Origin of the sequence: Brenneria uluponensis, assembly GCF_032395385.1 — a bacterium.
Lineage (GTDB): Bacteria > Pseudomonadota > Gammaproteobacteria > Enterobacterales > Enterobacteriaceae > Prodigiosinella > Prodigiosinella aquatilis.
The window spans coordinates 3,295,141-3,317,889 of the sequence record NZ_CP135917.1 but is presented as its reverse complement, the minus strand read 5'-3'; the positions used below and the strand labels follow the sequence as shown (position 1 = coordinate 3,317,889).

Below are 22,749 nucleotides of genomic sequence, written 5' to 3'. Positions count from 1 at the left end.
AAAATTGTCGTCAGTTTCAAGTTAAGGATAACTTTTACGAGAGTATTTAGCCGCCCAAAGAATCCTAAAGGCTTAACACCTTGAGATTGAGGTGAACAGGATGACAGAAATAGTTTTGCCCTGAAGTTCGTAGCGCACCATCTGCATGATGTAGGAACACCAGGAATAATACAACTTGCAGGTGTACAGCATTTATTTGTAAGCCCATAAGAGAATGAAAATATGCCAAATGTCGCTGTGCTCACCAACGATCTGCAATATGAATTCACCTATAAGATAACTACTGACCAGCAGGTTTTAGAGCGTAAACTTAATAAATTCAAAACATTTCTTGATGGTATTCGAGCTGTAGATCAGGCTGTCGTTCACCTGCAACTTATCCACGACCCTGAAGACCCGATGGTGCAACGCCGCTACCGCAATCGTGCGGCGGGTATCCCGGCAATAGCAGGTACTCCAGGAAACCGGCTGATTGATACCATATACCATCCTTCAGACGTGGTGGTCGTGAAAGGGCGGGACAGCGGTTTTTATGAGACCAAGTTAGATGAAACTCTCCAAAAGCTCGGAGTCAAAACAGTGGTGGTCACCGGGCTGCAAACCCATGTTTGTGTGCAGACCACTGCTGCTGATGCGTTCTTCCGAGGCTACAATGTCTGGGTACCTGATGACTGCGTCTTCTCCCCGACAGTCGAGGACACCGACCGGGCGCTAGAATGGTTGGCCGGTTACTGTGCGACCATAGCGCCTTCAGCGGAAATTCTGTCCTGGCTAGGCAAAAGTGACGACCTCCCCGAGCGTGGCGAAAGGATGTCGGCATGAATAAGGCTTACACACAGACCGGCAGTGATGGTTCGGCCGCTGGATCATATGGTTCTCTAGTCGAAATTGTGGTTTTAGACCATGGTACCGGTGCCAAGCTAAGCCGAGAGCTCGTGGAACGGATATCCGAGACCCTAGGCGATACATACCTCGGTACCATGGAGGACAGCGCGCTGCTGGAACTTCCTACCAATCGTACCGCTTTCACCACTGACTCTTTCGTGGTGACTCCGCTCATTTTTGGAAATGGCGACATCGGAAAAATCGCCGTATGCGGCACGGTGAACGACCTTGCTGTGAGTTGCGCGCGCCCACTTTATATTACGCTCAGTCTCATCATTGAAGATGGTCTGCCGATGGCAGATCTGTTCAAGATCATTGAGTCCGTGCGTGACACTGCTCGTTCGGCGGGCGTCAAGATCGTAGCAGGGGATACCAAGGTGGTCGGCAAGGGAGAGGCTGACAGGCTCTTCATTAACACAGCCGGCGTTGGTGTATTAGAGCGTCCCCCAGTCTCCGTACACAACGTCCGGCCTGGGCAAAAAATCATCCTCAGCGGATACATCGGAAATCACTCCATCCACCTGCTCTCGATCCGCGAAGGTTTGGGCTTCGAGCGTAAGGTACTAAGTGACTGCGCACCACTCAATCATATGATCGATGCGGTACTTAATAATGTGCCGACCGGTAAGGTTGCATCTATACGTGATGTTACCCGCGGTGGCCTATCAGCGGTGCTACATGAACACGCGCGCGCGGTCAACTGCGCGATCCGCTTCGACAAGCAAGCGCTGCCGATACTGCCGGAAGCCGCCATGGCCGCTGACATGCTGGGAGTCAACCTGATCAACCTTGCCAACGAGGGTTGCTTGTGCCTATTTGTCGAGCCCGACATGGCGGATAGGGTCCTGGCACTACTGCGCGAGGACCCCTGTGGCAAGAAGGCAGCTATCATCGGCGAGGTTCAGGCTTCTTCCTTACCGAAGGTATGCATGGTGGAATCGGATGGCACCCAGACAATTATCGAGGAACTCTATGGCGCAGAACTCCCTAGACTCTGCTAAGTCATTCGAAGCGTTCGTGACTCGACGTTACCGAGTTTGCGGGATAGTGCAAGGGGTAGGTTTTCGACCCTTCGTCCATCGGCTGGCACGCACACATGGGGCAACTGGCTGGGTGCTCAACGACTCCGAAGGTGTCTTGCTTGAGCTGCAGGCGTCGGCGAAGGCCATTGAAAGCTTCCTTGAAGAGCTGGTATCGGAGCCACCGCCTCTTGCGCGTATCAACGACGTTCGCGAGGTGCTGCTGGACGAGCCCGCACCACGCTACCGGAGCTTCGATATACACAAGAGTCGCGACTTGGCAAACATGGACACCATCATTCCACCAGACTCAAACGTTTGCGAAGACTGCTTGCGAGAGATGCGCACCTCAGGTGATCGTCGTTACCGCTACGCTTTCATTAATTGCACTAACTGTGGTCCACGCTATTCTATCATTCTTGGCATGCCATACGATCGCGCACAGACCACTATGCGTTCGTTTACCATGTGCCCGCAATGTGGGCACGAATACCAAGACATTGAGGATCGTCGCTACCACGCCCAGCCGAATGCATGTCCGACTTGCGGACCTCATCTGCAACTCACTGACCGGAATGGCGTTCCAATAGAGACCGATGATGTCGTGCGCAATGCCATCTCAAGGCTGCGCGAGGGTGCCATCATCGCTATAAAGAGCCTAGGCGGCTTCCACTTGGCGGTAGATGCTAGCAACGAGGTGGCGGTACGTGAGTTACGCTGCCGCAAGCGGCGCGATGCAAAACCTTTTGCAGTGATGGTTGCCGACAGCCAGAACGCCGCTCAGTGGGCTTTTATCAGTTCGCACGAGAAGGAGCTTCTCGAGAGCGTGCAGCGGCCCATCGTATTGCTGCGCAAACTTCCAGAGACCCTTCTTGAGGCGATCGCACCCCATAATCCCAATTTGGGTGTGATGCTCCCATCAGCGCCACTGCACCACCTGCTGCTCGCGGATCCTGCACTACCAATGCTGGTCATGACCAGCGGTAATCTTTCCGGTCATCCTATCGTGTTCGAAAACCATACGGCAATCGAACAACTAGGGAAAATCGCGGATTATTTCGTTCTGAACGATCGCGACATCCGTACTCGTGTGGACGACTCTGTCGTGCGTATAATTCACCGCATGGGTAGGGACAAGCCACAGATATTCTTCCTGCGCCGTTCACGCGGATATGCTCCGTACCCTATTCACCTAGATTACTCGTTGGGTTCTGTGGTGGCACTTGGTGCCGAGCTGAAGACCACCGTCAGTATCAGCAAAGGCAAACAGGTCTTCATCAGCCAGCATATTGGTGACCTGAAAAACGATATCACCTTCAGGTCACACATCGATTGCGCTAGGCACATGCAAGACCTGCTGGCCGTGCGGGCCAGCACGGTCGCCTGTGACTTGCACCCGGCCTTTCGCTCGACCCGGAACGCCATCGAACAATCCGAAACACGCGTCGTCCAGGTTCAACACCATCATGCCCACTTGGCCTCGTGCATGGCGGAAAACGGGTTATCAGGAAAAACCATCGGGGTAATTTTCGACGGTACCGGTTACGGTACCGACGGTACCATCTGGGGTGGTGAGTTCCTGCTCGGCGATTTCGAGGGATTCGAACGCGTTGGCCATTTGCGCCCCATGCTATTGCTGGGAGGAGATCAGGCCGTGAAAGAGCCGATCCGCGTCGCTATGTCGCTGCTGGTCGAGACCTTCGGTGATCGTGTAGCTGAAGTAGACGTCCCGGCCATCCGCAGTCTGTCCGAACAGCGGCGCGAGGTTTTTTCCAAAATGGCCGTAAGGAAAATTAACGCGACCACTACCACTAGCATGGGTCGTTTGTTCGATGGTATCTCGGCACTTATGGGAATCTGCTCACAGGTTGAATACGAGGCGCAAGCAGCTATCGAGATGGAGGCGCTGCTGCTGCACGACTTCCGTATGGCCAAGCCATTGGACTATGACATCCAGGAACGAGATGGTTGCCTTGAAGTGGACTATCGCCCCCTCGTCGACGAACTGGTCCAGTTGCTGTGTTCACCCATGGGTGATGTCGCCGAACTCAGCCGTCGGTTCCACTCAACGGTCGTGGACATCGTTGGCGAGGTGTGCAAGTGCCTAGTTGAGCGTTTTGGGGTTGAACAGATCGTGTTGAGCGGCGGCGTTTTCTGTAACGAGTTTGTTCTGATCAACACGCTGAGCTGCCTCGAGTCGCGTGGATTTAAGCCATATTGCCATCAATTGGTGCCGACCAATGACGGTGGCGTCTCCCTGGGGCAGGTGGTCGTCGCCGCCGCCCGTATCAAGCTCGAAGCACTATTGTGTGATGGAGAATAACTAGATGAGTGAGTCTGTAGAGAGAGTAGCGGCGGTTTTGTTCGACATGGACGGTGTTCTGATCGATTCCAGGGCCGTTATTGAGCAAGGATGGTGCGAGGCGGCCATGATGTACGGTCGCCAAATCACTGAAGAAGACATCATGAAACACATCCACGGTCAGCCCGGACCGCATACCATCCGAGCTCTGTTCCATGACCTGCCGCTTTCCGACCAAGCGAAGGTACAGGCGCATATCATCCATGTGGAAAACACCGCTGACTGCGAGCCCATACTGGGCGTGGCACAGCTCATCGCTTCCCTTGGCGCGGCCGGGATCCCGTTGGGTATCGTGACCAGCGGGTGGCGCTTGAAGATCGATCGCGTCATTGCGCTGCTTCAGGCGCAGCCCTATATCTCGGTGATCGTTGAACGGGATGACGTAACTCGTGGCAAGCCATACCCAGATCCCTATTTGCTCGCGGCCGAACGCTTGGGTCTCCCCGCCAGCAAAACTGTCGTTTTCGAGGATGCTAAGAGCGGGGTGACCTCCGCTGTTGCTGCCGGTGCCTATTGCGTCGGCATCGGTGATGAAGACCTGCTGCCCTGCGGCGCAAAATTTATCCTCCCCGATTTCCGGGACATGAAAGTGCTGACCAACGGAGCTGATGGCGCGATCCTATCGTTTTGTCCGGGGCATCAGGTGATCGTTGAACGGTTATCCGCGCATCAAGATAGGCAGCCAGCGCTACGAGGCCATTCCTAATGCAACAGGCACAAAAAGGGCGGTGGGCCGTTGCTGTGTTGTTTTTTGTCAACGGCTTTGTGACCGGTAGCTGGGCAGTGCAGATTGCTCAGCTCGTCCCGCGCTTTGGCGCTACGGACAGAATAATAGGTCGCCTTATCCTAACATTTGGATTAGGCGCGCTGATCATGATGCCGGTGTCCGGTATGTTGATGGCGAAGTTCGGCTCGCAGCGCATTGTCCGAATTTTTGCCATCGCAACTTCTATGGCGCTACTACCACTCGGGTTTGCTCCGGACATTTCACTGTTAGTGGTTGCCCTATTTTTCCTCGGCGCAATGATCGGTTCGATGAACGTCGCCATGAACTCCAACGCAGTGGCGGTGGAAAAAACCCTGTCCCGAGCAGTGTTATCCTTTTCACATTGTTCCTGGAGCATCGGCTTGTTCGTTGCCGGTTCAGTTGGAGGCTATACCATCAAACATTTCGGATTTCTCACCCATATCTTCCTGGTAAGCGCGACTGCGGTAACGCTCATCGCTGTCATCTGTCCGTTTGTTCTAAAAGATGTTCCTGCGCTGAAAACAGAAGTCAAACAGCCGATGCGCCTGCCGCGTTCGCCCGCCGTTTACCTCATCGGCCTCATAGCACTGTTTGGTATGATCCCGGAGTGCGCGGTCGTAGACTGGTCATCGCGATATCTGTTGAAGGACTTGAACGCTAAACTTGAGACTGCCAGTCTCGCTTTCGCATCTTTCGGCGGGTCAATGGCAGTTCTTCGCTTCATGGGCGACTCTGTGCGTAATCGCTTCGGCGCAGTACGTACCATCCGTGTTTCAAGTTTGTTAGCGGCAACCGGCATTCTAATCGCTGCATTGGCGACCAGTCCGTGGCAAGCGATTATCGCCTTCGCAATAGCAGGGGTCGGTATTGCAAATATTGTCCCGATTGCGTTTTCAGCCGCAGGTAACCAGCCGCGCATCGCACCAAGTACCGGCATGAGTATCGCCACCACCATGGGCTATTTAGGTACATTGATGGCACCAGCGCCTATAGGTTTCTTTGCCCAGCGCACTGGGTTTTCCAATGTGTACATGGTGATGGCGCTCATGCTGGGAGCAATATTTCTGCTGGCACCATTGGTACGAAGCGCGGAAATTAAGCTGAAATATATAAGCACCAAGCAACCGTGTACTGCCGCAGTAAAAGATTGAAAGCGATTGAGGTCAGACCCAAGAGCTCATATCCGGATGTTGGCGGACACATTGTTGAGCATAAGTCTTCGACTTGTAAGCTTTTAAGCCCGCTTACAAGAAGAACGAAGTGAGAGGATCTTTATAAATGGGGTTCTCGATGTTTGGGTACTTGTGATGCAGAAGGATTTATGAGCAATTTTGATACAAATAATTTAGATGTGAGTGTATGGAGTGTATATCAACATCTGTAGAAAATTATCGCGCAAACTATCATCTCTTTCGGGAAACCAGGCAACGCCAACCTGCCTGCTTACATGTTTTCCCCTGACCTGAACGAGTTTCACCCCCCGACGGTAAAAAATGCCTTACACCCGAAGGCAACAGTGTTACTCCATTTCCAGCAGAAACCAGAGCCAGTAAGGTATGAATGTCATCTGCCGCTGATATTGCATTAACGTTCAGTTTATTTTCCGAAAGAAAACTGGATGTTTGATTTACCAGTCCCTTTCCTCGGATGGGGTTTAATTGAAGTAATTGATAGTTTTCAAATACAGGTTGAATGTTGACCGGGTTTATCTTTATACCTGTTGGAATAGCTAGCACCAGTTTTTCATCGATTAGGCTGTGTGATAAAAGTGGTTCTGGAACCAGTTTGAACGTCGAGATGCCGAATCCCAGTGAAAGACTGCCCGCATTTCCTTTCTGTATCTGGCGTATAAATTGCAAAAAATCATCATGCTGTGAAAGTAAATCACATACCCGATTATGAAGGAGCTTTCCGCTATCAGTGAGTGTTGCGCCATGGCGGCCTTGCTGAAAAAGGGAAAGGCCACAGAAATTTTCTAAAGCCTGTATTTGCTTTGTCAAGGCAGGTTGCGTAATACACAGTATTTTCGCAGAGGAATGATAACTGGCTTGTTGAGCTAATATTGCGAATGCTCGCAGAAGTTTTATATCCATTCCATTTAGTTATCGGTTGTGGAAAATACAGAATTATACAGTATTCCCATTTCAGACTTAGATGAATAGATGAATATCTATTTTGAAACAGGGGTTAACATCATGGTAAAAAGTCTGAAAACTGCTTCCGTGCAGTTTTGTCACCGCGCAAGTGATAAACACTACAACCTATCAGTCATTGAAGCATTTATTCGCAAAGCAGCCCTAGATGAGATCAAAATTCTCGCTTTCCCAGAAATGTGCATTACAGGCTACTGGCATGTACCAGATCTGAGTAGTGAAGACGTTTTAGCTCTGGCTGAGAGTATTGATGACAGTCCATCTTTAGCGCGAATAAGAAGACTTGCGAGTCAGTATGATATTGCAACAGGAGTGGGGTTCATTGAATTGGGAGCAGATGGAAATTTTTATAATTCATACGCTGTTTGCATGCCGGATGGCCAGATGCATGTTCACCGCAAACTTCATGCTTTTGAGCACCCGGACTTTGCCTGTGGTAATCGATTCACTGTATTTGATACCCCCTGGGGAGTGAAAGTAGGTATTCTTATCTGCTGGGACAATAATCTGGTTGAAAACGTAAGGGCTACTGCACTTATGGGGGCTGATATCCTGATTGCTCCTCATCAAACTGGAGGGACAAACTCCCGTAGTCCACATGGAATGAAGCCAATACCTGCTGAACTGTGGCAGAAGCGGTATGACAATCCTGAAGCATTGAGATCTGCATTACAGGGAGATAGCGGGCGTGGATGGCTTATGCGCTGGCTCCCCTCCAGAGCTCATGATAATGGGATGTTTATTCTCTTCACTAATGGCGTCGGGTTGGATCATGGAGAAGTACGCACCGGGAATGCCATGATTCTTGTCCCATACGGACGAATTGTAGAAGAAACAGATTCATTTGAAGATACCATGGTCAGCGCCGAACTGGATTTAAGTCTACTGGAAATGTCCACTGGAAGACGGTGGATCCATGGTCGACGGCCTGAACTTTATGAGATACTGAGTGAACGTCAGGGTTACGAACGCGATGCCTGGGATGCGAGGTTTTCAACCAAATCACCTTCTTTTGATAAATATAGTAACTAATTGATTAATAAACATTACTTAAAATTCTGATAACCTGATATTTAGCCTGGATTTATCATCCGGGCTTTTTGTGTCTACGAAATTTTGCAACTGAAGAGTTCCCAGCCCTTACCCTGAGAATCGTTTGTCGTGTTGTTTTGAACTTGCAGTCAACTGCGCTGATACTTACCGGGTTTTCAGTTCTGTCACTGACAGATGCCCGATAACCGGAAAGATATGATTGTTCATGCTGGCAAGCAGCGTGGTGTTCTGATCATGTCCGGTTGCTTTGATGCCAGCTCAATGCCACGGTCTGGAAGGTTTTTTCTGGTGAACAGGGCGCTTTTCAGCCGCCCGCTGGTGTGCGGGGTTAATATTCTGCGCCAGCAGTTTACGGATGCCATCACGCTGTTGACGCGCATTAGCGAGAGAGACAACAGGATAGGCACCTAAGCCGAGGCGGGATTCTTTACCATTGATACGATATTTGAGATACCAGAGACGTGAACCGCCGGGATTAACCAACAGATAAGACCGTGAGAGTCGGCGACTTTGAAGGGTTTTGCGGATGCTTTTACGTTGCGGATTTTTGAATCATTAAGAGACATGTGGGGGTCACTCCGTCATCGAACTAACCTGACCCCCAATCTGACCACTACATTCTCTCGACGCGGAGGGCAAACTGAACATGCATTGGGACGGTTTTTCACGTCATCACGCTGAATAAAAAGCAAAAAGCAGATGCCTTTCGACATCTGCTTTTCTAAATGTGGCTCCTCTGACTGGACTCGAACCAGTGACATACGGATTAACAGTCCGCCGTTCTACCGACTGAACTACAGAGGAATTGTGTGAACGGGGCGCATCTTAACGATGGCCTGAGGGGATGTCAAAGCCTGTTTTCACACTTTTGTATCGAGTGCAGAATAAATCACCAGATCTGGCTGAAACCGTGATCCTCACGCCTTGTCGGGCCGTGTCAAATATTCTGCAACACGCGTCAGAATGACATTGTTTGGCACCGTTATATTCAGACCTGCATGGCAAGTGGTACTGGCAAAACCATCAACACACCGATTTGCTTAATAGCAGGCGGAAAGCATCAGGGCTATCTTCCCTGATGCTGTGCTGATCACTGCCTTTGGAGCCGTAATTGGTAGTGGTAGTGAGTGGCGGTTAACAGATAGTCGCTATGTACGCTCGGACTCCAGGAGTCATCGCCGCCAACCCCCATATGGAAACCATCCAGATTCAGCCATACGCCATGTTCCGGTTTCAGCAGGTGATGATGGCTACAGTCCATCAACTGCGTCAGGCTATAACGGCCGATACCGAAATGGAAATCACCTTCGACGCACCAGTTGCCATAATTCAGTCGTCGGGTATGGCAGCGCAAACCATTTTCTGACGGAAAAATATACGGTGTGTGCATGGACTCCAGCGGTAGTGTCCAGCGCCCGTGGCGTGCGGCTAGTTGACGGTCGGGGTAGTTCTCATGCGGGCCTTGTCCCAGCCAGCTTACTGATGGGTGTGAATCCGCCAGTTGAACGCTCAATCCGATGCGGGCTAGCGCTGGCAGGGACACTGCCCTATCGACGTTAATATCGAGCGTCAGTACGCCTTGATGGTTGATCTGCCATACTTTGCGGCTTATCAGTAGTGTTTGCTGCCGGTGGCAGAAGGTATGTTCGGTCACGATTTGCACCCGGTTGCTTAACTGCTCCGCCTCCATCCTTATGCATTGAGCTTTCAGTTGATATAAGCCCGCCAACTTCCAGCGTTCTACCCATGCGTTGGGATCGATGTGGTCAACTTCGCTGATACCGATGTCATTATCTAACGGGGCGCGGACAAAATTGTCCTGTAACGGGCTGAACAGACCTGCGTTGCCATTTTGCCACCACTGTTCCAACTGGCCGGTCTGCCGGTTGAAAACCCAGTGTTGATCGTTGTGATAAACGTGTGCCCAGGCGTCGTCCTGATGCAGTTGTGGTGGTGTTCCATCGAAATGGTCAGGCGTCGGTAATAGCCGTGAAACGGGCAATTGCCACTGATCCCAGGCGCAGTGGTGATTAGCGGCTGACCAGTCGGTGGCATTGGGTTGAACGACATCAACATTCAGCCACATGGCTTCCACACTGTCGGTGTGCGGCAGCGTATCCAGTAATGTAATGGTGACGCTGGACTGTGGTGCCAGAGTCAACGGCAGACTGCCGGCATTGATTTGCTGATCGTCCTGCATGATGTTCCAGTGCAGCGTTTCGTTGTCGCAATGGCGAAACAGGTATTCGCTGGTGATTTTCAGTATCAGGGGCTGGGTGGAAATCAGTTCAAACTGGAAAAATTGCTGGGCGCGCTGAGCCTCATACAGGCTGGGATGCGCAGAGCGATCGGGGAACAGTAAGCCATCCAGACAGAATTGGCGATCATTGGGTTGGTCGCCAAAATCTCCGCCATAAGCCCAGAAAGGGTGTTGTTGATCGTCATACTGTATCAATGCCTGGTCGACCCAATCCCAGATAAACCCGCCTTGCAGCCGGGGATGTTGGCGGAATGCCTGCCAATAGCGATCAAAGCCACCCAGACTGTTGCCCATGGCGTGGGCGTATTCACACAAAATCAGTGGACGTGATTCTCCCGGTAGACCAATCCACTTTTTGATTGACCATTTTGGGACGGCCGGGAAGGGTTGATCCTGATCGACGCGAGCATACATTGGGCAAACGATATCCGTTGCGTTGCTGTTGGCGCCGCCCCCTTCATATTGTACCGGTCGGGTAGGTTCCTGCTGCTTGATCCATTGGTACATGGCATCGTGATTACGGCCATACCCTGATTCATTACCCAACGACCAGATGATAATGCACGGGTGGTTGCGGTCACGTTGTACCATACGCGTTACCCGTTCCGCAAACGCGGGTAGCCAGCCTGGATCGTCGGATAAACGGTTCATTGGCTGCATGCCGTGGGTTTCAATATTGGCTTCATCTACCACATACAAACCATAGCGATCACACAGGCGATACCACAATGGGTGATTGGGATAGTGCGAACAGCGTACTGCGTTGAAATTGTGCTGTTTCATCAGCAGAATATCGTTACGCATGGTGGCTTCGTCGATAGCTTGTCCGCGTTCAGGCTGGTGTTCATGGCGATTGACACCGCGAATCAGCAGCGGTTTGCCGTTAAGCTTCAGCAATCCCTGGCTGATGGCGACCTCACGAAAACCGACATCGTAGGCTTCGGCTTCAATCAGTGCTCCTTCCGTGGTTTCCAGCGCTATCACCGCACGGTACAGATTGGGGGCTTCGGCGCTCCATAGTGCGGGATGCTCGACGGGTAACTGTAGCTGTACGCGGTCGTGATAATGTCCACGTTCATCAATGATCTGGCTGCCAAACGGACGGTGGGTTTCTCCCACCAACGCTTTTCCGCGCCACAGCTGTACATGCAGTTGCCAGGTCGATGTCGTCTTTTCTGGTAGGTTGGCCTGCGCCTGCACACACAACGTTCCTTGGGTGTAATCATGATGTAACGGTGTGGTGATGTGCACATCGCACAGATGAATATCGGGTTTATGCAGCAGCGAGACATCGCGGAAAATTCCGCTCATACGCCACATATCCTGATCTTCCAGATAGGTACCATCCGACCAGCGCAATACCATGACGGCGAGTCGGTTTTCTCCCACTTTCAGATAGGCGGTGAGGTTAAACTCGGCAGGCAGGCGACTGTCCTGAGAATAGCCCACCCAATGTCCATTACACCATAGATGAAAGGCTGAGCTGACACCGTCAAAAACAATCCTTGTCTGTTCGTGATTTATTCTCTCACTGTCCATAGAAAATGTGAGCGAATAACACCCCGTGGGGTTCTGTCTGGGTACATAGGGTGGGTTGACAGGAATTGGATATTTGACATTGGTATAAATGGGTGTGTCGTAACCGGCGATCTGCCAGTTTGAGGGTACGGTGATCTGGTCAGCGTCAGGTAAATCCTGACGTAACCAGCTTTCTGGTACCACTTCCGGTTGAGGGAAATAGCTGAAAACCCATTCGCCATTTAACGAGTGTCGCTGCGGTGACAGCGCATCATCTCTGGCTTGATCTAGCGTCCGCCAGCTCTGGAATGGGGGATGTGCCGGCAAGCGCTGAACGTGAGTACAAGCTGGATTCTCCCAATCACGCCGGGCCAGAACAGCCGTGAGAGTCGTAAGCGTATGATGCGGATAGATTGAAATAGACATAAAGCTGAGTTTCCCTGCTTCGTCGGCAACAATGATAGTAACCAGTAGTATTATTGTTATTCGCTCAGAGTTTATTTGAGCATCACGATATCTTTTGCCGGAGTAAATAGGAAGTCTCACCACATTAAATCAAACTGATTAACTGTGGTTTTAATTGACGAAGCAATTTGTGGCCGCGCGTGGTTTGATAAAAAACTCTGGCAACGTGAAATATGGTCGGTATGTTATAACCAATTCAGGTAGCGGGACAATGTAAGGAAATATGCACCACGGTGAATGTTATGGCAGAACATGGTGTTTCAGACGCTACGCGGTATGGCAACGCGTAGCGTCTATTCTGAGTCTTGGGTAATTGAGCGGTTGGACGTTTACGCTGCGACGTTATTGCGACCTGCGTGCTGGTAATACCAAGACACGGTTTTTTTAATCAACTCTTCGGTGGCGTCAATATAGTCGGATGGTGCGGCTTTGATTTCATTTTCCAGTATGAGCGGCAGTTCGGTACAACCCAGTATTATTTTTTCCACGCCCATTTGTTGCAGGCGTGCTTTTACCGGTAGCAACAGATGATAAGCCTGATCAAAATCACCGGCTTTATAGGCGTAAATACTGTTCATGACCTGTTCCTGCTCTGTCCTTTCAGGGATGTAGCACTGCACCTGATTTTCCCTCAGAGAGCCTTGATATATTTCGGCTTTAATGGTGGCCGTCGTTGCCAGCAATCCAATCCGGCGAATATTTTTCTCTTTGATCAGTTGGCAGGTGGTTTCAATAATACTGATCATCTCAACCTGGGTGTGTTGTTTTAATTCATTAAACCAGTAATGCGCGGTATTACAGGGGATAATGATGCATTCTGCGCCCGCATTTTCTAATATTTTCATGTATTTAATCATTTTTTTCAGCGGTGAGGCGCTATTCTGAAGAATACATTGAGTGCGATCAGGAATATCTGGAATAGAAATGGCAATCAGCGGAATGTGGTCCTGATCCTTGTAGGCCGGCGTGTTTTTAATCAATTTTTGCATGGCATCGACAGTGGCGCCTGGCCCCATGCCACCAAGAATACCGATTAAACTGTTCACACTCTTAACCTCTTATATATTGAAATTAAAAGGATAATCTCATAATCGCTCAGAATGTGAATTGCTAAATTCCCATCTGCTATGTATGATTTGCATAGCTTTAGTTATCTCTATGCTTTTACTGGCATTACTATCCATGTTAACGACGGGTATACCATGCTGAATAATATTGAGACCAAATGGCTGTATGATTTTATCGCTCTGGAGGAATACCGTAGTTTTACTACTGCCGCCGAAAAAAGAAATATTTCTCAATCTTCCTTTAGTCGACGTATTCGTGCACTGGAAAGTGCCGTAGGTTTTGATATTTTTAACCGTAATTCTACACCGTTGCAATTAACAGAGCAGGGCAAAGTATTCCATGCGCATATCCGTAATACGTTAGATGATCTTGAATATCAGATAAATAAACTGCATGGTGGCAGCAATTACAAAAACAAAATTACTATTGCTGCCGCACATTCATTATCGGTATTTATCATGCCGGAATTACTCAAGACCGTTCCAGAACCACAGGAAAAGATATTTTATGTGGAATCTATCGATGTAGATGAAGCGGTTTTAAACCTTAAAGATGGCCGCAGTGATTTTATTTTCTCTTTTTATAACGAAGAGTTGATGTCTGAGCCGTTTTTACATACAGAAATTCTGGCGTCGCGGCTTTATCCGGTATGTGCTGCTTCCCCGGCGGGAAAGCCGATATTTGATGTGAATGCTGCTACTGTCCCACTACTGAATTATGCTGATACCAGTTACATGGGACGTCAGGTTAACCGTTATCTTTCTAGCATTGATAGCGAAAGATTCACGGTAAATTTCGTTTCTTCCATGAGCGATCTGCTGAAGCGCATGACGCAAAAAGGTTACGGTATTGCCTGGTTACCGGACTATTCCATCAAAGAAGAATTGAAGAATGGGGAATTGGTTATTCTTCAGATGGAAAATGCGGTTATGCATATGGAGGTCTATCTTTATCGCCTTGATGCCCGGCTGAATGTGGCTTCAGAAAAGTTCTGGCGTTACATGAAAGCGTTACATCAGTAGGAAGATAAAACAATAGCGACCGCGATGGCCGCGGTATTCGTTATCTTTCATGTGCAGGTGCGTTGTCGGCTTTCACATAGAGAGCGTTCAGAATTCTGTGTCACGTTAAAAACTCTATAGCGTTATCACACTATTCAGTCGCCCTTCAAAATAAATGGCTAACTGCGACAATGTCAAATTCCAGCTCTGGATCGGCATTGTCCATTTCTCCTGTGCATTCATCAGTCCCAGATAAAGCAGTTTCAACAGGCTGTTTTCATTCGGAAAAGCGCCTTTGGTTTTGGTCAGTTTCCTGAACTGACGGTGCACCGATTCTATCGCGTTGGTTGTGTAGATCACTTTGCGTATGTTAGCCGGGTAGCGGAAGTACGCTGACAGGTTTTCCCACTTGCGCCGCCATGACTGGAGCACCACCGGATATTGCTGACCCCATTTGGCCTCCAGCTCATCCAGTGCCGTTTCTGCGGCTTCTTTTGACACCGCACGATACACCGGTTTCAGGTCGGACATGAAGGCTTTATGGTGCTTTGAGGCCACGTATTTAATCGAGTTGCGTATCTGGTGAATAACGCACAACTGCACCTCTGTCTGCGGATAAATGCTGTTTATCGCCTCCGGGAACCCAGTCAGCCCGTCCACGCAGGCTATCAGGATGTCTTCAACGCCACGGTTTTGCAGATCGCTTAATACAGATAGCCAGAAGTTTGCCCCTTCGCTTTCCGACAGATACAGACCCAGAACTTCTTTTTTGCCTTCCAGATTCAGCGCCAGCACAGTGTAAACGGCTTTGCTCTGGTAACGGCCATCCTCGCGGATTTTATAGTGAATGGCGTCCAGCCAGACGAAAGGATAAACTTTCTCCAGCGGGCGCTGTTGCCACTGTTTTAACTCAGGAATGACTTTATCGGTGACGGCACTGATGGTGGCGGTAGACACGCTGAATGCGTATAAATCTTCAATCTCCCGGCTGATATCCTGGTAACTCATCCCCAGCGCAAACAGACGAATGATTTTGCGCTCGATCTCATCGGACAGTGTGGTCTGATGCTTTTTCACCAGTTGAGGCTCAAAAGTGCCATTACGATCGCGCGGAGTCGTCAGTTCGAAGCTGCCGGTCGGGGCTTTAATGGTTTTTTTACCAGAGCCGTTTTTACGGTTGGCTTCCACATCTGAAGCCAAATGGGAGTCAAGTTCCGCAGACAGGGCTGCTTCAGTTAACTGTTTGATTAACGGGGTTAAGATGCCATCTTTGCCGGTCAGTGACTGACCGGACTGTAGCGCTTTCAGGGCTTTGTCGAAATCAAAGGGTTGGGACATTTGTCATTCCTTTTTGATGATATATTACTGGAATGAGTCGGATAAGAGAGCCGCATTTCTGCGACTCCCTCTCCTCAGAACCGTGCGTGCAAGTTTTCCTGCACACGGCTCAAGCCCTCCATAAGGCCAGAGATACCTGACCCAGCAACCCACTGTTGTGAAGGATATTTCCGCATTCGCTCTTTAAAGTAATCAAGGTATTCCACATCGTAAGGATTGGCGGCTGAACGGATTTGTCTGTGACGTCGTATTGGCGTTGCCGAAGCTTGTTTCAGGCTGATGGTCCTGATTTCGCCACTTTTCACCCGATAGACCGCGTGAAATATCCAGCGTCGCAATCCTCTGCTGCCATAATACTTTCGGCAGAGCCAGCCGGCCGATTTCCTGCTATGTTTTCGCCTTATCATCCGATAGAGCGCCCGAAAAATGACGGCGTCAATTTTACTGAAGACGGCTTTTGCCACCACGTGTCGATAATAGTTTACCCAACCCATCAGTTTGCGGTTGAGAAGGCCTAGTAACGTTGCAGTGGGTAAAGCTATGCCTGCTTTGATCTCTTTTCGAATAATATCAAGGAAAGATTTGATGCTGCTTTTTGCAGGTTTAATCAGCAATTTGTTTCCATACTTGCGAACATTAAACCCCAGAAAATCAAATCCCTGCGAGATTGAAACGATCGAAGTCTTTTCTTCAGATAACGTTAACCCTCTTTCCTGCAGGAATACCGTTACTGCCGGTTTGATCATGTTTTCCAGCTGTTCTTTTGAACTTCCGGTTATCACAAAATCATCGGCGTACCTGACCATATGAACTTTATCAGCGGGTCTCGTGATGCTTTTCAGCATTGATTCCATGCCGTCCAGAACGCCATTAGCCAGACAAGGGGAAATTATTCCACCCTGCGGCGTCCCTGCAGCGGTTGAGAAAAGCTGCCCTTTCTCCACAAACCCTGCCTTCAGCCACTGCGCGAGTACTCTGCGCTCGACGCGGAGATGTTGTATCATCCAGTCATGGCTGATGTTATCAAAACAGCCTTTAATATCCCCTTCGAGGATCCATTGCGCTGATGACCTCTGAGCCAGCACCACAAAACACCGTTCTATTGCATCTGCGGCTGAGCGTTTTGGCCGAAAACCATACGAGTGATGATCAGCTGTAGTCTCTGCCACGGGTTCTGTTGCCAATAGAAAAAGTGCCTGCATGGCACGATCATGCATCGTTGGGATCCCTAACGGCCTTGTTTTGCCATTCTTTTTGGGAATATGGATACGTCTTAGAGGCTGAGCCTGATAACCCCGGCAGGTCAGCGCTTGAGCCGCTTGCCATTTTTGCTGCGGATTTACCCATAATGCGCCATCAATACCTGGAGTATTACGCCCCCGGTTCGATGTGACGCGTTTCACTGCCAACAACTTCGCCTGATGAGACCGGGTAAGAAGTCGTTGGAGCACACACACTTTATTCCAGCGCTGTGCTTTGGTTGCCTTGGCGATACGCATCTGTGATCGAAATACATCATCCTCCACCTGTTGCCAGTCGATCGATGACCACATGGACGATGCTGAAGGTGCACCGCATTGGCTTGTGGCCTGCGTCATTTGCGTTCCCTCATAACGTCGATATTCCCGATTTTCTCGCCAGAGAAGACCCACTGGACGTCAGCCCCCTTTCGGGTCGGTTAAAAAAAAAAAACCGTATATCGGTCATTACAACCGATCATTCGCTTCTTCCAGCGTCCCGTTCCCGCACAACCATGGCTTGCTCTCACGAGTTCGCTACCTTACGGAGTTGTACGGGATTACCACGTTCCGTTCCTGTGACTCAAGAGGTTAGGTCCCCCGTTAACACCGGCGATACACCACTCACGATGTCCCATCTGTGAGAGAACATACCTGATCGCGTGCCTTTTTGGCTGAAGCCTGACAGCCGCTTTGGCTTCTTAAGTATTACGGTGCTTATCGGGGTTTGCTTATGCTGACCATACCCTTATCCCTGGCGCCTTCACCGCCTGCGGCTGGCAGTTTCAGATTGAACCTCACGGTCCGCTCTTACAGATAATCCGTGGCTACGTTGTCCCCGGCGCTTTGCACATTGAAATTACTCTCAACGCACAGCCGGGTAGGGAACTGCTGGTGAGACAGCAGGTTTCTTCGCACTGATTACTACATACTGGCTGAAACAATCGCAGGAACAGCCTCGTGTCGCACCACGGAATTTCTAACACTCCCTTCACATACCCCAGTCACTTATTCGCGTAAGCTCCTGGGGATTTACTCGATGGTCGCTTTCCTGCACCTGAAATCGATTACATATGACCCGAATGATTAACTGTTCTGGCCGGCCTGTGCTTCCTGATAGGCGATAGCATCTTCTTCCTCGTCGTCAGTCACGTCTTTCTCCAGACTGGCGACAACGGCGGTGGAGATACTGTTACCAATCACATTCGTGGCGGTACGTCCCATATCCAGGAACTGATCAACCCCGATAATTAGTAGGATACCGGCTTCCGGCAGGTTAAACATGGGTAATGTTGCCGCGACCACCACTACTGAGGCGCGAGCGACGCCAGCCATCCCTTTGCTGGTGAGCATCAGCGTCAGCAGAATCAGGATCTGTTGCGTCAGACTTAAATCAATATTGTAAGCCTGAGCGATAAACAGAATGGCAAATGACTGATACATCATGGAGCCGTCAAGGTTGAAAGAGTACCCCAGCGGCAACACAAAGCTGGTAATTTTCTTCGGTACGCCAAATTTAGTTAGCGCTTCCATGGTCTTTGGATATGCCGACTCGCTACTTGCGGTGGCAAATGCCAGCATCGTGGGTTCGCGGATCAGTTTTGCCAACACCGTGATCGCTTTGCCCAGAAACACGTAACCCACCAAGAACAGCACTGCCCACAGTAATGCCAGACCCAGGTAGAATTCGCCGATCAATTTTCCAAAGTCATAAATCAGTCCCAGGCCTTGCGTTGTAATGGCAGAAGCCAGCGCGGCAAACACGGCAATGGGCGCCAGATTCATGACGTAATCCGTTACGCGGAACATCACTTTAGCCAACTCTTCGATCAGGGATGCAATCGCTGTCGCATTTTTATTCTTGTTTTTGACATAAGCGAGAGCCGAGCCGAAGAACAGAGAGAAGACCAGAATTTGCAAAATTTCATTGTTTGCCATCGCTTCCACAATGCTTTTCGGGAAGATATGACTGATGAAGTTCTTCAATGTGAAGCCGTCGGTGTTCAGACCGGTAGCGACATGCGCGTTGGCGGTGACCACCAGATTCATTCCTGCGCCCGGCTGGAAGAAATTGGCCAACACCATACCGATAAGCAGGGAAAGGAAAGAGGCGGAGATAAACCAGGTCATGGCTTTCAGACCGACGCGTCCTACCGCTGAAGAGTTCCCCATACTGGCCAGACCGGAAACCAGCGTGGCAAATACCAGTGGTGCGATGATCATTTTGATCAAGCGCAGAAAAATGGTGGTAATCATATTGAAGTAAGACGCTACTTCTTTTGCACGTCCGCCATCCAGATATTGATGACATACCCATCCTACGAATATCCCTAATAGGATAGCCAGAGCTATTTGTATAACTAACTTCTGCCTTTGCATATTGACCTCATGTTGATGAATTGACTCAGACAACACACAGTATTATTGGCATAGCGGGCTACGTGTATCGTGTGAATACACGGTGTTGCCGCCCTTGACCTGTTATTGGGGTGTTGTGTCTGCGCCCCAGATATTACAGCGATTATTTTTTTTTACATTTTTTTCTGCGTGATAAGATTCAAAATTATCATATTGGATGAAAAAAAAGCGGGTAGCGTTCTTTTGATGGGAAATGGCGAGCGAATGACTGCTGGCAATCGTTTGCGCACTATCATGAATGACACTTATAAACAAGTTGTTAGTATAAAAACGGTTGAAGTTTCAATCCTGAGATGGCTAAATCATAAGATTTATTTATGGTAATGGTGTTATTAACGATAAATAAAATTTGGCAGAATTTCATTGTGTTAATTATAAGCATCTTATTGTTTATTCATTAAACCGCTTATTGTCAGGAAGTAATATATTTGTTTCGTGATTATGAGTATCTATCGTTAATGCTGTTCATTATTTCCACAATATTGGCGCCGAAGTGGATAATATCGGTTTTCCTCAGTGCGATGAATCCAGGTAATGGCACTTCTGCATTGACAATGTCATTGTGGCGTCACATATGTTATCAGGGAATAAATAACTAAAATAAGGCAGCGACGTCACATGACCATCAGCAGAATGCCTATTCGTCAAAAGTGACGATACGGCTCTTACCGTGAACAAAAAATGAGATCAGTATGATGGTAAATAATTCTTATTATTATCCTAGGGTGTTGATAAGGTTAATTAGCACTTCTTAAGTACGATTCAGATCAAGCTATTGGCGAGGTAACGTGTCATTTACTGGATGAAGATCCTAAACTGTTCTCCATAATTGGTTATAGCAAGTTGATTGCGGTGGTTATGGCGACACGACTGACAGATTCACCTTCCCGTCTTTCCATTCTGTGGCAGGATGCCTTACTGAAAGTGTCACAGACGTTATTGCAGCAACGAAGTATTGATGCGCTGTTGCAGGTATTGGATGGCCTGTCATTTTCAGTGGTGCGTTTTGGGCGCGTCAACCTGTTGCTGATCGATCCTCTACATAACCAGATCCTGTTTTACCGTCATGACCGTGAGGCGAGCTGTACGATATGCAGCGAAGAGAATGTGTTACTGGCGGATGGTCCGGGCGGCGTAGTGTGGAACACCCATGCCTTGCTACATTGTGATCGTGTGTATTTTCAACGTGATTTCCCCCATCTTATTGAACAATCCGCTTATGTTGGGTTGAGCGACTATTGCCAGTTACCATTGTTGGCATCTCATCGCGCATTGGGCGGCATCGAGTTTCTTAAAACCGACGGCAGCCGGTTTACTGATAGTGAGATTGATTTTTTCCAGGCTTTGTCCGGCGTCATCTCTGTCGTGGTCGAGAATATCTGTGAGCGTGAGCTGACGCAGCGCGAAGAAGAACGTCTGCGGCATGAGCGCGATCACTATCGTATTTTGGTAGATGTCACCAATACCGTGATTTCCAAGTTGGAACTGAAAGCGCTGGCGCTGGAAGTTTCAAAGGAAATTCACCGCTTTTTTGGTATCGATTTCATTGCGCTGGTATTAAAGGACAGCGATGGCGATGAAAAAAGATTGAAATATTACGCCACTCACTACCTTGCCGGGCGCTCGCCCAAACAGGTGCAGGGTGAAGTAGATCGTGCCGAAGCACTGGCAGCTGGCGTTATTGATACGAATCAGGTGCAGTTGATTAATGCTGAACAGTCCATTATCCATGCCGGTGCGCCGCGCTATCTGGCACAGTGGTCTGACAGCCAGTTAAAGCATGCCTGCCTGCTGCCACTGGCGTTTGGAAACCGGGTGCTGGGCGTTCTGGAACTGGCGCATCGCAGTGATTTGACGGTAAGTGACGCAGAAATCAAACTGTTGCGTCAGATTGCGGCCCGTATTGCGATTGCGTTGGATAATGCGCTGGCTTATGAGCAGATTACGCGGTTGAAAGACTCGCTGATTCATGAAAACTTCTATCTGACCGAGCAATTGACCGAGCACATTCATCGTGTCGGTGGTGAAGAGTTCGGTGAGATTATTGGTCGCAGTGCTGCTATCCGCCAGGTGCTGGAGCAAGTGGAAATGGTGGCGGCCAGCGATAGCACGGTATTGATCCTCGGAGAAACTGGTACGGGTAAAGAGTTGATTGCCCGGGCGATTCATAGTCTCAGCCAGCGCAAATCCAACCGGATGATCAAAATGAACTGCGCGGCTATCCCTTCCGGTTTACTGGAAAGTGATCTGTTTGGTCATGAGAGAGGCGCCTTTACCGGCGCGACTAGCCTACGGCAGGGACGTTTTGAGCTGGCGGACAAGAGCTCGCTGTTTCTGGATGAGGTCGGCGATATTCCACTTGAGCTGCAACCCAAGTTGCTGCGGGTATTGCAGGAACGGGAAATTGAACGTTTAGGTGGCAGTAAAGTCATTCCTGTGAATGTAAGGCTGATCGCCGCTACTAACCGCGATCTAAAACAGATGGTGGCTGACCGTGAGTACCGTAGCGACCTTTACTATCGTCTTAATGTCTTCCCGATTGTGATCCCGCCACTGCGTGAGCGTCCGGAAGATATTCCGTTGCTAGTGAAATTTTTCACTCGCAAGATCGCCCGCCGAATGAATCGCACTATTGACAGTATACCGTCCGATATTTTGCGCCAATTAAGTCGTCTACCGTGGCCGGGTAATGTGCGTGAGTTGGAGAATGTGATTGAGCGAGCGGTGATCCTGACCCGTGGTACTACGCTGAACCTGCAAATGGAAGAGTTGCAACACCATCTCTCGCCGCTGGAGGCGCCAAAGCCGGTTTATCATGCGACTGAGGTCCCATCGTCACCGATGGTGGCCGAAAAAAACCTGGAGCAAGAGGGCGAGGAGGAGTCCGAACGTCAGCAAATCATCCGGGTATTGCGGGAAACCAACGGTATTGTCGCGGGTCCGAAAGGGGCTGCCGCCCGGTTGGGCCTGAAGCGAACCACGCTGCTTTCCCGTATGCAGCGAATGGGGATCTCGGTGAAAGAAATCGAGAATATTGAGTGAGTCGGACATAACATCGCCACCGTGCTAACTCAATCTCATGTAGGAGAACGACGGTGATGAGATCGCTGGGAATGGCAATAAACGTGTTGTTTTTTGTGAGTTAAGGCGCTCCAGAACGGAGCGCTTGAGTGTGATGACAACGTCTGGTATCGCGGCGATAATGAGAAGATCGTAAAGACGC

14 protein-coding genes, 1 tRNA gene and 1 pseudogene are annotated in these 22,749 nt (G+C 49.6%); 8 read left to right on the top strand and 8 right to left on the bottom strand.

All coding sequences use genetic code 11. From position 1 onward, the window contains the following. The first annotated feature begins 222 nt into the window (after window positions 1-222). From RS889_RS15500 to RS889_RS15480, 5 genes are read left to right on the top strand one after another with little or no spacing between them, the layout of a single operon-like run. Window positions 223-822 carry a cysteine hydrolase family protein gene (locus tag RS889_RS15500; RefSeq protein ID WP_315707914.1) on the top strand — a complete coding sequence of 200 codons (600 nt, stop codon included), beginning with the start codon at window positions 223-225 and terminating at the stop codon, window positions 820-822. Beyond that, complete coding sequence (hypE, locus tag RS889_RS15495) at window positions 819-1,886, top strand: hydrogenase expression/formation protein HypE (protein ID WP_315707913.1); 1,068 nt, start codon at window positions 819-821, stop codon at window positions 1,884-1,886. The genes RS889_RS15500 and hypE overlap by 4 nt, the downstream gene beginning before the upstream one ends. Then, complete coding sequence (hypF, locus tag RS889_RS15490; RefSeq protein ID WP_315707912.1) at window positions 1,858-4,227, top strand: carbamoyltransferase HypF; 2,370 nt, start codon at window positions 1,858-1,860, stop codon at window positions 4,225-4,227. The genes hypE and hypF overlap by 29 nt, the downstream gene beginning before the upstream one ends. A 4-nt stretch (window positions 4,228-4,231) precedes the next feature. Next, window positions 4,232-4,972 (top strand): HAD family hydrolase, encoded by a 741-nt coding sequence (locus RS889_RS15485; RefSeq protein WP_315707911.1) that lies wholly within the window; start codon window positions 4,232-4,234, stop codon window positions 4,970-4,972. Further along, entirely contained in the window at window positions 4,972-6,165 is a 1,194-nt protein-coding gene (locus tag RS889_RS15480; RefSeq protein WP_315707910.1) for an MFS transporter, read from the top strand. Before RS889_RS15485 ends, RS889_RS15480 begins: the two co-directional genes overlap by 1 nt. Before the next feature lie 252 nt (window positions 6,166-6,417). Here RS889_RS15480 and RS889_RS15475 read toward each other — a convergent pair whose 3' ends face one another. Then, a complete protein-coding gene (locus tag RS889_RS15475) occupies window positions 6,418-7,107 on the bottom strand; it encodes a LysR family transcriptional regulator (RefSeq protein ID WP_315707909.1) in 690 nt (229 codons plus the stop codon). Window positions 7,108-7,209: 102 nt separating this feature from the next. On the opposite strand from RS889_RS15475, the gene RS889_RS15470 reads away from it, so the two are divergent. Then, complete coding sequence (locus RS889_RS15470) at window positions 7,210-8,199, top strand: nitrilase family protein (protein WP_315711073.1); 990 nt, start codon at window positions 7,210-7,212, stop codon at window positions 8,197-8,199. Window positions 8,200-8,367: 168 nt separating this feature from the next. Here RS889_RS15470 and RS889_RS15465 read toward each other — a convergent pair. From RS889_RS15465 to cuyB, 4 genes and pseudogenes are all read right to left on the bottom strand, one after another. Then, window positions 8,368-8,786, bottom strand: a pseudogene (locus RS889_RS15465) (Arm DNA-binding domain-containing protein); the annotation flags it as partial. Window positions 8,787-8,948: 162 nt separating this feature from the next. After that, window positions 8,949-9,024: transfer RNA gene (locus RS889_RS15460), tRNA-Asn, on the bottom strand. A 286-nt stretch (window positions 9,025-9,310) separates the two neighbouring features. After that, window positions 9,311-12,424 carry a beta-galactosidase gene (locus RS889_RS15455; protein ID WP_315707908.1) on the bottom strand — a complete coding sequence of 1,038 codons (3,114 nt, stop codon included), beginning with the start codon at window positions 12,422-12,424 and terminating at the stop codon, window positions 9,311-9,313. 368 nt (window positions 12,425-12,792) lie between these two features. Next, window positions 12,793-13,509 (bottom strand): cysteate racemase, encoded by a 717-nt coding sequence (gene cuyB, locus RS889_RS15450; RefSeq protein WP_315707907.1) that lies wholly within the window; start codon window positions 13,507-13,509, stop codon window positions 12,793-12,795. Window positions 13,510-13,665: 156 nt separating this feature from the next. Here cuyB and hypT point away from each other — a divergent pair, with 156 nt between their 5' ends. Then, window positions 13,666-14,553 carry a hypochlorite stress DNA-binding transcriptional regulator HypT gene (hypT, locus tag RS889_RS15445; RefSeq protein WP_290179583.1) on the top strand — a complete coding sequence of 296 codons (888 nt, stop codon included), beginning with the start codon at window positions 13,666-13,668 and terminating at the stop codon, window positions 14,551-14,553. A gap of 114 nt (window positions 14,554-14,667) precedes the next feature. Here hypT and RS889_RS15440 read toward each other — a convergent pair whose 3' ends face one another. The 3 genes from RS889_RS15440 to RS889_RS15430 all read right to left on the bottom strand — a co-directional run bounded on the left by RS889_RS15440 (window position 14,668) and on the right by RS889_RS15430 (window position 19,487). Then, complete coding sequence (locus RS889_RS15440; protein ID WP_315707906.1) at window positions 14,668-15,870, bottom strand: IS256 family transposase; 1,203 nt, start codon at window positions 15,868-15,870, stop codon at window positions 14,668-14,670. A 74-nt stretch (window positions 15,871-15,944) separates the two neighbouring features. After that, complete coding sequence (gene ltrA, locus RS889_RS15435) at window positions 15,945-17,468, bottom strand: group II intron reverse transcriptase/maturase (protein WP_315707905.1); 1,524 nt, start codon at window positions 17,466-17,468, stop codon at window positions 15,945-15,947. Between the two features lie 726 nt (window positions 17,469-18,194). Beyond that, window positions 18,195-19,487 carry a dicarboxylate/amino acid:cation symporter gene (locus tag RS889_RS15430; RefSeq protein WP_315707904.1) on the bottom strand — a complete coding sequence of 431 codons (1,293 nt, stop codon included), beginning with the start codon at window positions 19,485-19,487 and terminating at the stop codon, window positions 18,195-18,197. An 897-nt stretch (window positions 19,488-20,384) separates the two neighbouring features. Between RS889_RS15430 and flhA the strand changes: the two genes are divergently transcribed. After that, window positions 20,385-22,568 carry a formate hydrogenlyase transcriptional activator FlhA gene (gene flhA, locus RS889_RS15425; RefSeq protein WP_315707903.1) on the top strand — a complete coding sequence of 728 codons (2,184 nt, stop codon included), beginning with the start codon at window positions 20,385-20,387 and terminating at the stop codon, window positions 22,566-22,568. Window positions 22,569-22,749 lie beyond the last annotated feature (181 nt).